12 protein-coding genes and 1 tRNA gene are annotated in these 11,446 nt (G+C 64.2%); 9 read left to right on the top strand and 4 right to left on the bottom strand.

From position 1 onward, the window contains the following. Window positions 1-67 precede the first annotated feature (67 nt). Window positions 68-144: transfer RNA gene (locus M2335_RS09480), tRNA-Arg, on the top strand. Window positions 145-198: 54 nt separating this feature from the next. Here M2335_RS09480 and M2335_RS09475 read toward each other — a convergent pair. The 3 genes from M2335_RS09475 to M2335_RS09465 are packed head-to-tail and all read right to left on the bottom strand — an operon-like array spanning window position 199 to window position 1,820. Next, on the bottom strand, window positions 199-978 hold the full coding sequence (locus M2335_RS09475; protein ID WP_264594512.1) for a sulfite exporter TauE/SafE family protein: 780 nt from the start codon (window positions 976-978) through the stop codon (window positions 199-201). A 4-nt stretch (window positions 979-982) separates the two neighbouring features. Next, window positions 983-1,498 carry a rhodanese family protein gene (locus M2335_RS09470; protein ID WP_264594511.1) on the bottom strand — a complete coding sequence of 172 codons (516 nt, stop codon included), beginning with the start codon at window positions 1,496-1,498 and terminating at the stop codon, window positions 983-985. Between the two features lie 4 nt (window positions 1,499-1,502). Next, complete coding sequence (locus tag M2335_RS09465; RefSeq protein WP_264570254.1) at window positions 1,503-1,820, bottom strand: ArsR/SmtB family transcription factor; 318 nt, start codon at window positions 1,818-1,820, stop codon at window positions 1,503-1,505. Between the two features lie 73 nt (window positions 1,821-1,893). On the opposite strand from M2335_RS09465, the gene M2335_RS09460 reads away from it, so the two are divergent. Continuing rightward, window positions 1,894-2,775, top strand: coding sequence for an MBL fold metallo-hydrolase (locus tag M2335_RS09460; RefSeq protein WP_264594510.1), 882 nt, complete (start codon window positions 1,894-1,896; stop codon window positions 2,773-2,775). 30 nt (window positions 2,776-2,805) lie between these two features. Here M2335_RS09460 and M2335_RS09455 read toward each other — a convergent pair whose 3' ends face one another. After that, window positions 2,806-3,348 carry a MarR family winged helix-turn-helix transcriptional regulator gene (locus M2335_RS09455; protein WP_264594509.1) on the bottom strand — a complete coding sequence of 181 codons (543 nt, stop codon included), beginning with the start codon at window positions 3,346-3,348 and terminating at the stop codon, window positions 2,806-2,808. A gap of 28 nt (window positions 3,349-3,376) precedes the next feature. On the opposite strand from M2335_RS09455, the gene M2335_RS09450 reads away from it, so the two are divergent. The 7 genes from M2335_RS09450 (at window position 3,377) to M2335_RS09420 (ending at window position 11,439) form a co-directional block, all read left to right on the top strand. Beyond that, on the top strand, window positions 3,377-4,231 hold the full coding sequence (locus tag M2335_RS09450; protein WP_264594508.1) for a p-hydroxycinnamoyl CoA hydratase/lyase: 855 nt from the start codon (window positions 3,377-3,379) through the stop codon (window positions 4,229-4,231). Between the two features lie 126 nt (window positions 4,232-4,357). Beyond that, window positions 4,358-6,487 carry an acetate--CoA ligase family protein gene (locus M2335_RS09445; RefSeq protein WP_264594507.1) on the top strand — a complete coding sequence of 710 codons (2,130 nt, stop codon included), beginning with the start codon at window positions 4,358-4,360 and terminating at the stop codon, window positions 6,485-6,487. 201 nt (window positions 6,488-6,688) lie between these two features. Continuing rightward, window positions 6,689-7,441 (top strand): alpha/beta fold hydrolase, encoded by a 753-nt coding sequence (locus tag M2335_RS09440; protein WP_264594506.1) that lies wholly within the window; start codon window positions 6,689-6,691, stop codon window positions 7,439-7,441. 44 nt (window positions 7,442-7,485) lie between these two features. Beyond that, window positions 7,486-8,874 carry a syringate O-demethylase gene (gene desA, locus M2335_RS09435; RefSeq protein WP_264570260.1) on the top strand — a complete coding sequence of 463 codons (1,389 nt, stop codon included), beginning with the start codon at window positions 7,486-7,488 and terminating at the stop codon, window positions 8,872-8,874. 151 nt (window positions 8,875-9,025) lie between these two features. Next, window positions 9,026-9,472 (top strand): MarR family winged helix-turn-helix transcriptional regulator, encoded by a 447-nt coding sequence (locus M2335_RS09430; protein ID WP_264594505.1) that lies wholly within the window; start codon window positions 9,026-9,028, stop codon window positions 9,470-9,472. A 129-nt stretch (window positions 9,473-9,601) separates the two neighbouring features. Continuing rightward, window positions 9,602-10,945 carry an aromatic ring-hydroxylating oxygenase subunit alpha gene (locus M2335_RS09425; protein WP_264572791.1) on the top strand — a complete coding sequence of 448 codons (1,344 nt, stop codon included), beginning with the start codon at window positions 9,602-9,604 and terminating at the stop codon, window positions 10,943-10,945. Then, the gene (locus M2335_RS09420; RefSeq protein ID WP_264594504.1) at window positions 10,942-11,439 is read left to right on the top strand and encodes an aromatic-ring-hydroxylating dioxygenase subunit beta; all 498 of its coding nucleotides are present in this window, start codon (window positions 10,942-10,944) and stop codon (window positions 11,437-11,439) included. Before M2335_RS09425 ends, M2335_RS09420 begins: the two co-directional genes overlap by 4 nt. Window positions 11,440-11,446: the final 7 nt, after the last annotated feature.

Below are 11,446 nucleotides of genomic sequence, written 5' to 3'. Positions count from 1 at the left end.
CACGGACGGCGCCCCCGACTATCTGCGCCTCTCCCACGGCGGCCAACCGGCACCGTGAGATTGGCAAGCGCCCGTAGCTCAGCTGGATAGAGCATCAGACTACGAATCTGAGGGTCGGACGTTCGAATCGTTCCGGGCGCGCCATTTCTCCCCATCGCAAGCATGATGACCCGCACGGCCTAGCGCCGGCGGATGGGGCTAGAGGGCGGTCCAGACCACATAGCCGCCGACGCCGATCACCAGCATCGCAAAGCCCTGCTCGAGCAGCTTTTTGTGCGCAGCAAGCGCCGACCCCGCGCGCATCCCCAGCACCGAGCCCGCAGCACCGCCGGCGATCAGCAGCGCCGTCAGCGGCCAGTCGACATAGCCGGACAGCGCATAGGATGTCGCAGTGGTTAGTCCCAATGCCGTCACCACCACCAGCGAGGTACCGACGGCCGTGGCGAAGGGCATGGCCGTCGCCGCGATGAGCGCCGGGACGATCAGAAACCCGCCACCAATCCCGAAGAACCCCGCCGCCAGACCCACGCCGGCGCCCATGGGGATCAGCCGCGGCAGCAGCCGCCCGGCGGACTGGCGGGTGAGGCGCACGTCGGGATCGTCAACGCCCTTGCGCCTGCGCAGCATCGCGATACCGACGCCGATCATCAGCAGGCCGAACAGCGCGAGCAGCCGCCGGCCGTCCACCGCCTTGCCGATCTCTGCCCCCAGCGCTGCCGCCACGACGCCCGACGCCGCGAACACCAACGCGCAGGGCCATTTGACCCGCCCGGCCCGCGCGTGACCCGCAAGCCCCGTCGCCGCATTGGCCGCGACTGCCACGGCTGCTGTTGCAATCGCGGCATGGGTCGATCCGACCCCGACGACATAGACGAGCAGCGGCACGGCAAGGATCGATCCTCCGCCGCCCACCATTCCGAGTACGATGCCGATAATGCCGCCCGAGAGGAGCGCGAGGAGGATCTGCGCGGTCGTCATGGCCTCAGGCCGCCTTGCGACGGTTCCAGGGCATGCGCTGGAGCAGCGTCGCCATGCCGCACCAACCGGTCGCCCCCGCGAACATCAAGCCCGCGCCGACAAAGGCGGAAAGGCCGAAGAACCCCGGCGCGACGAGGAAGCCGAGCAGCACACCGATGAGCACCAGCCCGCCGGCGGTCAGTTGCACCTGCCGCATGATCTCCAGCGGCTGCCCGCTGTCGATGTGCACATCCAGCCCGGCCTTGCGCCAGGCGTCGATGCCGCCCTCCAGAATGAAGCAGGGGGCATCGCTGGCTGCGGCCAGACGGTCGGCATTGGCCTGTGTCCGCATGCCCGAGCGGCAGTGAAACACGATGGCATTGTTGCCGGGGTCGACCGTGTCGATGCGCTCCAGCGGCACGTTAATGGCCCCCGGAATGCGCTCGCGGGCATGTTCGTCCGCCGCGCGGATATCGATGAGCTTGGCGCCACCCTCAATGAGGCGCTTGGCGTCGGCGGGGGAAAGTGTCTGGATCGTCATGGGGTCAGTCCCCTGTGCAATAGAGTTGATAGAGCGTGGCGAGCAGGGTCTCGATCCGCGGATCGGCGATCCTGTACCAGATGGTCTGGCTCTCGCGGCGGGAGGTCACGAGGCCTTCCTCGCGGAGCCGGGCGAGATGTTGCGAGAGGGCCGATTGAGAGAGGCCGACATCGTCCGCCAGATCGCCCACCATGCGCTCGCCATGTTCGACGAGCTTGCACAGCAGCATCAGGCGACGGCCGTTGCCCAACTCCTTCAGCACCTGCGCAACCTCTCCGGCGCGCGCCTCGAACGTGTCGAGATCCATGGCAGCTTTTAACATCAGTATCCTCTAAATTAGATATTGCTAATGTAGAAGACGCTTCTATATTGTCAAGCATCGAATGGAGGCACTTATGACCCAACCCATCATTGAGGCATTTTTTGACGAGCCCACCAACACGGTGAGCTATCTGGTGGTCGATCCGCAGACGCACATCGCGGCCGTGATCGATCCTGTGTTGGATTTCGATCCGGCCAGTGGCGAGGTCGATACCGGCTCAGCCGAGCGCATTCTTGCCCGCGCCCAGGCGCAGAACTGGTCGATTGCCATGGTGCTGGAAACCCATGCCCATGCCGATCATCTTTCCGCCGCGCCCTTCTTCAAAGCGAAGACGGGCGCGAAGATCGGCATTGGCGAGCACATCCGGGACGTTCAAAAGATCTTCCGCCCGGTCTTCGCGCTGGACGATTTGCAGACCAACGGCTCGGATTTCGATTGCCTGTTCGCCGATGGCGAGCGGTTCTCGATCGGGTCGCTGGAGGTCGAGGTGCTTCATCTTCCCGGTCACACCCCGGCGGACATCGCCTACCGGGTCGGCGATGCAGTTTTCGTGGGTGATACGCTGTTCATGCCGGATTATGGCACCGCGCGGGCCGACTTCCCCGGCGGCGATGCGCGCACCCTCTACCGCTCGATCCGCCGCTTGCTGAGCCTGCCTGACGAGACCCGCCTGTTCATGTGCCATGATTACAAGGCGCCGGGGCGGGATGATTATCGCTGGGAGAGCACCGTCGGCCAGCAGCGGAAAAACAGCGTGCATGTGCGCGATGATGTCAGCGAGGAGGACTTTGTGGCGATGCGCACCAAGCGGGACGCCGGATTGTCCGCGCCGCGCCTGTTGCTGCCCTCGATCCAAGTCAACATCCGCGCTGGGCGCTTCCCGAAGGCGGAGGCCAATGGCGTGCGCTATCTGCGCATTCCGGTGACGGTGAAGGGCGAAGCCGCGATAGGTTGATGCCCGGGAGGGGAGGGGCCGTAGCCCCGCTCAGCCCAACGCTTCCAGCGCGGCGAGCAGCGCCTTTTCCTCGATGGTCAGGCGTTTTTGGAACTTGCGATTGCTCGCCTTCACCCGCTTCATCGCTTCGCGCTGCAGGGCTTCCCCCTGCGGCGTGAGCGTCAGGCTCAGGGATCGCCCGTCAATGGGCGCATCGCTGATGAGATCGCGAGCTTTGAGCCGGCCGATGAGTGGCGTCAGGTTGGCGCGCTTGATCGCCAGCGCCCGCCCGACATCGCTCTGCCGGCAACCCGGATTATGGCCGACGAGAATCAGCAAGGAGGCCTCGCCGACACTCAGGTCAATGGCGCGCAGCGCGGCGATGACATCGCCCATCATCGCCATGGAGGCGCGGCGCAGCCGATAGCCGAGCGTCCCGTCGAGCGGGCTGGCGAGCGTGGTGGCGACCGGGGGTTCAGCCGGTGAATCCAGCGCCTTGTCGCGTCCCTGCCTCTGGTCCCTTGCCATCATGCCCCCGGATGAAAACCAGTCGCCAGCCCCTTGTGAGCCATGGTCGATAATGCTATGGCGCATAGCATAAATTGCCTTGAAGGGAAATCAAATGGCTGAGGAAAATACGTCCGTCGAGCGGGAAGAGGATACCGTTCGGGTCGAGATCGAGAATAATATCGCATGGGTCTATTATAATCGCCCCGCCAAGCGGAACGCTCAGAGCCCCAAGCTCAACCGCCAGATGCTCAAGGTTCTGACGGATCTCGAATTCCGTGACGATGTCGGTGTCGTGGTTCTGGGTGGCGAAGGTCCCGCCTGGTGCGCCGGCATGGACCTCAAGGAATATTTCCGCGAGACTGAGGCGCAGGGCCTGGCCGGCACGCGCAAGGCACAGCGTGAGGCCTATACTTGGTGGGAGCGTCTGCGCTGGTTCCAGAAGCCGACCATCGCCATGGTGCATGGCTGGTGCTTCGGCGGCGCTTATGGCCCGCTGTTCGCCTGCGATCTCGCTTTTGCCGCTGACGAAGCGCAGTTCGGCCTGTCGGAAGTCAACTGGGGCATTCTCCCCGGCGGTGGCGCCACCAAGGTGGCCGTGGACCTGATGCCCATGCGCGTGGCCATGTATCACGCTATGATGGGCGAGAACCTCTCCGGTCAGGAAGCGGCCCGTTACAATCTCGTCAACGAGTCGATGCCGGTCGGCCAGCTCAAGGCCCGCGTGAAGCAGGTCGCCGAGACGCTGATCGCCAAGAACTGGGCGACGGTGAAGTACACCAAGGACGCAGTCCGTCGGGTGAAGGAAATGACCTACGACAATGCGGAGGATTATCTGATCCGCCTGCAAGAAGGCCTCAACTGGTTCGACAAGTCGGATGGCCGCCATGTCGCGATGAAGCAGTTCCTCGACGACAAGACCTTCAAGCCGGGCCTGGGTCACTACGACAAGACCAAGACCGACGTCTGAGTTGCCGGAAGGGTGGCCCAAGCAGGGCCGCCCTTTCCTGTGTGTTATCCTTCGCCCCGGCTGCATCCGCCTCCGGGGCGAAAGGTCTGATTGCCACGAGCTGGTTTCGCGAAGGAGAGTTGAGTTATGACGGTTGAGGCCGGAGAGCGCCCGCAGGCGGGAACGCGTGACATCAATCGGTTGCTGCGTCCGCGGTCCATCGCGATCGTCGGGGCGTCCGAAACGCCGGGTTCGCTCGGTGCCAGCGTTCTGGCCAATCTCGTTCGGAACGACTTTTCCGGTGACATCCATCTCGTCAATCCCAAGCGCGAAACGATCAGCGGTCGCCCTGCGGTGCCCAGCGTCGAGGCGCTGCCCGAGGGCGTGGACTGCGCGATCCTCGCCATTCCCCGCGTCGCCGTGCTGGATACGATGCGTCAGCTTGCTGCGCGCAAGGCCGGCGCCGCCATCATCTTTGCTGCAGGCTTTGCCGAGGGCGGCGAGCAGGGCATGGCCGACCAGCAGGAAATCGGGCGCATTGCGCGCGAGGCCGGCATCGTGGTCGAGGGGCCGAATTGCCTGGGTTCGGTGAACTATCTGGACCGCATTCCGCTCACCTTCATCGATACCGACATCAAGGCCCCGAGCCCCGGTGGCGTCGGCATCGTCTCGCAGAGCGGCGCCATGGCGGCCGTGCTCGCGGTGATGCTGGAGAGCCGCACGCTCGACCTCACTTACTCGGTCTCCACCGGCAATGAAGCTGGCAGCGGTGTCGAGGATTATGTCGAGTTCATGATCGCCGACGAGAAGACGCGCATCATTGCGATGATCGTCGAGCAGTTCCGCGATCCCGCCCGCTTCCTGGCGCTGATGGACAAGGCCCGCGCCGCCGGCAAGCTCGTTGCCTTGCTGCACCCCGGCAAGAGCAGCGCGGCGCGCGAATCCGCCGCCACGCACACCGGTGCCATGGCTGGCGACTACAAGCTGATGCGCGCCAAGGTGGAGCGGGCAGGGATCGTCGTCGCCGAGACACTAGAAGAGCTGGGCGACATCACCGAGATCGCGGCGCGTTGCCCGGCGCTGCCGAGCGGCGGCACCGCCGTGCTCGGCGAATCCGGTGCGCTCAAGGCACTGACGCTGGATCTGGCTGAAGAGCTGGACCTGGCGCTCCCGACCCTCGATGACAGCAATGCACCTGCCTTGCGCGCGGCGCTCCCCGAGTTCGTCCCGGTCAGCAATCCGCTCGATCTGACCGCACAGGGCCTTGTCGATCCGGACATGTATTACCGCACACTCGCGGCGCTGTTCGAGGATGATCGCGTCGGCACCATCTTCGCCGGGATCATCCAGACCAACCCGGCGACGATCGGCATCAAGCTGCCGCCGTTCCTCAAGGCCGTTCGTGAGCTCAAGGCGACCAAGCCGGTGATCTTCGGTGGCGTGGATGAGGGCGCGCACGTGCCGGCCGACTGGATCGAGCAGCTTCGCGCCGAGGGTATTCCCTATTTCCCGACCACCGAGCGGGCGTTGCGCGCCATCAAGCGGCTCTCGGCCGCCGGTCAGCGCGATGCGACCAAGACGGACGCAGCGCCGGCAAGCGTGCCTGCGCTCGCCAGCGAGAAGGGCGTCGTGCCGGAATATAAGGCCAAGGCCTTGCTCGCGCCGCTCGGCATTCCCTTCCCCAAGGGTCAGTTTGCCGCGACCGTCGAAGAGGCGATTGCCGCGGCCGACGCTATTGGTGGCCCAGTGGTGATGAAGGCGCAGGCTGCCGCGCTTAGTCACAAGAGCGATGCCGGCGGCGTGGCGCTCAATCTGGTCGGCGCCGACGCGATCCGCGCGGCGTGGGACAAGATGTTCGCGGACGTGAAGCGCTATGACGCATCCATCATTCTCGATGGCGTGCTGATCGAGGCGATGGGCGCGCGCGGCATGGAGCTGATCGTCGGCGCCAAGAACGATCCGCAATGGGGTCCGGTGATCCTCGCCGGCTTTGGCGGCGTGACGGCGGAAATCCTGCAGGACGTGCGCCTGCTCTCGCCGGACATGACCAAGGCGGCCATCGTGGGTGAACTCGGCAAGCTCAAGCAGGCCGCGTTGCTCAACGGCTATCGCGGTGCGCCCGCGCTGGACGTCGAGGCGGTGGCCGATCTTATCGGCGGCATCGGTCGTCTGCTGCGCGGTGAGCCGCGCATTCAGGAGCTCGATCTCAACCCGGTGGTCGTCTATCCCAAGGGCCAGGGCGTGGTCGCTCTCGACGCGCTGATGCTCGTCGACTGATACCAGCAGGTCAATTCGTCCCGCAAGGACACCGCCTTATATAGTAGACCCTCCCGCGCCCGGCGTGGGAGGGTTGCTTGCATTGGGTGCCTGTGCATTCCTGACGTGCAGCAAAATTGCAGTCTGAACTTCGAATTGGTCTGGCCTTGCGCGGCGTTTTCGGGTAGATGAAGTTTTCGTATATACGAACGATTGGAAGCGATGAACGACTCGCCCTCTCTGGCTGTGCCGGTCTTATTGTTGCCGGGCCTCATCTGCGATGCGCGCATCTGGGCGCCCCAGGTCGCCGCCTTGGGGCCGATCATGCCGATCACAGCCGTGGATGGATATGGCGAGGCGGACAGCCTCACCGCCATGGCCGATCAGGTGATCGAATCCGCCCCTGCGCGCTTTGCAGTCATCGGCCATTCGATGGGCGGCCGGGTCGCGCTCGAAATCTTCCGCAAAGTGCCCGAGCGGCTTGCCGGCATCGGCCTTATCAGCACCGGTGTTCATCTGCCCAAACCCAATGAGGCGGACGGGCGCTTCGCGCTGCTTAACCGCGGCGTGGAAGAGGGCATGGACGCCCTGATCGATTCCTGGCTGCCGCCGATGGTGTGGGAGCGCAACCGGCTCAAGCCGCAGCTGATGGACATGCTCTGGCAGATGTGCAGCGATGCCGGTATCGACATGTTCGAGCGGCAGATCCGCGCCCTGCTGGCACGCCCCGAAGTCGAGAGCCTGTTGCCGCAAATCCATTGCCCCGCGCTTGTCGCGACCGGCGCGCATGATGCCTGGGCGCCGCCGGTGCAGCATGAGCGAATTGCTGCAGCAATTGCGGGCGCGACTTATGCTGTGATCCCGGATTCAGGGCATATGCTCCCGGTCGAACAGCCCGATGCGATGTCCGCCCTGTTGCGCACCTGGCTCGACCGGGTCGCGCAGCAAGAGGCTGCGGCCACCGCGAACCCCTAACCAATTATAACTGCGTTTCTAACTTCAGTCCGAAGGAGAGTATCATGGCGAAGAATCTTCAAGACGTGCTGGATGGCGCCGGCAATGCCGTCGACTTCCTGCGCAACCAGCAGACCGGTCCGAACGTCTATCCGGGTGTGCCGGCGGAATATTCGAACTGGCGCAACGAGCAGCGCGCATGGGCCAAGACGGCCGTGCTGTTCAACCAGAGCTACCACATGGTCGAGCTGATGGTCGAAGGCCCCGACGCTTTCGAGTTCCTCAACTATCTCGGCATCAACAGCTTCAAGAACTTCAAGCCCGGCAAGGCCAAGCAGTGGGTCCCGGTGACGCCTGAGGGTTATGTCATTGGCGACGTGATCCTGTTCTATCTCGCCGAGAACCAGTTCAATCTCGTCGGCCGCGCGCCGGCCATCGAGTGGGCCGAGTTCCACGCCTCCACCGGCAAGTGGAACGTCACGCTGACCCGCGACGAGCGCACCGCGCTGCGCACGGACGGCAAGCGTCGCCACTATCGCTTCCAGCTGCAGGGCCCCAACGCCATGGCGATCCTGACGGACGCGATGGGCCAGGCCGCGCCGGACCTCAAGTTCTTCAACATGGCGGACGTCCAGATCGCCGGCAAGACTGTTGGCGCCCTGCGTCACGGCATGGCCGGTCAGCCGGGCTATGAGCTTTATGGTCCCTGGGCCGATTACGAAGCGGTGCACAGCGCGCTCGTCGCCGCCGGCAAGAAGCACGACCTCGCCCTCGTCGGCGGTCGCGCTTACTCGTCGAACACGCTGGAGTCGGGCTGGATCCCATCCCCGTTCCCGGGCTATCTGTTCGGCGAAGGCTCTGCGGACTTCCGCAAGTGGGCCGGCGAGAACAGCTATGGCGCCAAGTGCTCCGCGGGCGGTTCGTTCGTGCCCGAGACGCTCGAAGGCTACGGCCTGACGCCGTGGGATGTCGGCTATGGCATCATCGTCAAGTTCGACCATGACTTCATCGGCAAGGAAGCCCTTGAGAAGATGGCGAACGAGCCGCACCTGGAAAAGGTGACGCTGGCGCTCGACGACGAGGACATGCTGCGCGTGATGAGCAGCTACTTCGCCGAGTCCGGCCGCGCGAAGTATTTCGAGTTCCCGAGCGCAGTCTACTCGATGCACCCCTACGACTCGGTGATGGTCGACGGCAAGCACATCGGCGTCTCCACCTGGGTGGGTTACTCGTCGAACGAGGGCAAGATGCTCACGCTCGCCATGATCGACCCGAAGTACGCCAAGCCCGGCACGGAAGTCTCCCTGCTGTGGGGCGAGCCCAATGGCGGCACCTCCAAGCCGACCGTCGAGCCGCACGAGCAGACCGAGATCAAGGCGATCGTCGCACCGGTGCCTTACTCGGCCGTGGCCCGCACCGGCTATGCCGACAGCTGGCGCACCAAGAAGGCCTGATCGGTCTCAAGAGTTCAAGAGCGGGGCTGCCGAAAGGCGGCCCCGTTTTTTATGGGCTGGACGACAGCTCAGTGAATAGCGATGAGTTTTGTGCCAGTGCCGACCGCAGAATGACGCGGCGGACTGGGCAGGCAGCGCGCAGGGGGCAAAGATGGTCGAAGACGAGAAACTCCCGCCATTCGAGCAATCGCTGGCTGCGATCCTGTTGAGCGCCAAGGAAGCGGTGATCGCCCCGATGCGCACCAAGTTGCGCGACTTCGACATCACCGAGCCGCAGTGGCGCGTGCTGCGGGTGATCAACGACCGGGGCACCACCGATGCAACCGACCTGGCCGAAGTCGCGCTGCTCCATGCGCCAAGCGTCACCCGCATCTTGCGCGAGCTGGAAGGGCGCGCGCTGATCGTTCGCACGGCGGATCCCGACGATCGCAGGCGCTCCACCATCGCGCTCTCGCCGGCCGGCGCGCAGATCGTGACAGCGATTTCCGCCCATGTCGCGGCCATGATGCGGGTCTATTCAGCCCGTTTCGGCGCGACCCGCCTTGAGGGGCTCGCCGCTGAGTTGCGCGCATTGTGCGCAGCAATCGATGAGGAGTGAGCCCACGCGTCCCTCTTGCGGCAGTTGCGACGATATGCTTATCATGTTAAGTGATTTCGCATGATGCGCGCGATGGTCTTCCAGCATCTTGTCGCGCGACCAACATGACCCTTGGGAGATGAGTGAACGATGACCGGCTTTGCGCTTCGCGACCTGATCGACGACCGTCCGGAAGACGGCGTGTTCCGCGTCAACCGCGCCCTGTTCCGCGACCCCGATCTGTTCGATCTGGAGATGAAGCACATCTTCGAAGGCGGGTGGGTGTTCATCGGGCTCGCCACGCAAGCCGAGAATCCCCATGATTATTTCACCGGCTTCATCGGGCGAGTACCGATCATTGTCAGTCGTGATGGCGAAGGGGTGCTGCACTGTTTCGTCAATGCGTGTCCACACAAGGGCGTGCGCCTCATCCAGAAGCTGTGTGGCAATGCGCGCCGGCACGTTTGCCCCTATCACAGCTGGACGTTCGACAGCGCCGGCGCGAACAAGAACATCAAGTGGCAGAAGAGCGGCTGCTATGGCGCCGGGTTCGACGATGAGAACCACGATCTGGCACCCGTTGCAAAGTTCGGCGAGTATCGCGGCTTCCTGTTCGCCAGCCTGAATGCCGAAGTGCCCAGCCTAGACGAGCATCTTGGCGAGGCCCGCAAGTTGCTGGATCTGGTGGTCGACAAGAGCCCGGAAGGCGTGGAGCTGGTCCCCGGCCGCGTCACCTTCACTTATGCTGCGAACTGGAAGATGCAGCTCGAAAACTGCTCGGACCAGTATCACTTCACCTCCACCCACCCGAGCTACATCCGCATTCTCGATCAGCGCGCCAAGGAGCAGGCCGAAGATGTCGTGCAGTCCTCGCTGGGGGCCTCCGACTTCTGGCAGGAGGAAGCCAGCGGCACCAGCGGCGGCACGATGAGCTTCGATCATGGCCATGTGCTCAACTGGGGCATCATGCCCGTCTCCTCGGCCATTCCAGAGTTTGAGCGAGCCGAACAGCTCGCCCGCGATCACGGCGAGGCCAAGCGCAACTGGATGTTCAACATGCGCAACCTGACCATTTTCCCCAACCTGCAGATCGCCGAAAATGCGTCGAGCCAGATGCGCGTCATCCGCCCATTGGCTGCCGGCCTCACCGAGATGCAGACCTGGTGCATCGCGCCGCGCGGGGAGAGTGCGCAGGCGCGGACATTCCGCATCCGGCAATATGAGGATTTCTTCAATCCGACCGGCATGGCGACACCGGACGACACCGTCTGCTATGAGGAGGCCCAGCTGGGCATGGCTGAGCAGGACCGTCCCTGGCTGCAAGGCCACGCGCGCGGTCTGACCGCCTCGAAAGAGGGCGGGAACATGTATGCCGACATGATCGACCTCAAGCCCGCGCGCAACGTCGTCGCGGATGCGCAGCTGTGCGACGAGAGCCTGTTCGCGAGCTACTATCGCGCCTGGGCGCAGCGCATGGCGGAGGTGATCGCATGAGCCAACTGAGCCACGCCGACGCCGCGCAACTGCTATATCGCGAGGCGCTGCTGCTCGACAGTCTCGATCTCGAGGCCTGGCTTGAGCTGTTCACCAAGGATTGCGTGTTCTGGATGCCCGCCTGGCGCGACGACGGCACGCAGACCGAAGACCCTGAGGCTGAACTCTCGCTGATCTACTATCGCGGTCGCCGCAACCTGGCGGACCGGATCCAGCGCATCCGCTCCGGCTTTTCGGTGGCGTCTGCGGTCATGCCGCGCGTGTCCCACATGATCGGCAATGTTATCGCCGAACCGGCGGGCGAAGGGATGGCGCGCGTGAATTCGACCTTCATCGTGAATGTGCACGATGTGCGCAGCAATCGCTCGCACGCCTATTTCGGGCGTTACGAGCATGAGCTGCGACACGAGGACGGCGCGTGGAAAATCTCTCGCAAGGTCATCCGCCTGCTGAACGACCGGGTGCCGACCATGCTGGACATCTACGGCATCTGACCGCCCA

The organism is Sphingobium sp. B12D2B (assembly GCF_025961775.1).
GTDB lineage: Bacteria > Pseudomonadota > Alphaproteobacteria > Sphingomonadales > Sphingomonadaceae > Sphingobium.
Note: the sequence above shows the minus strand (reverse complement) of the source record. Positions and strands in the feature narration are given on the sequence as shown.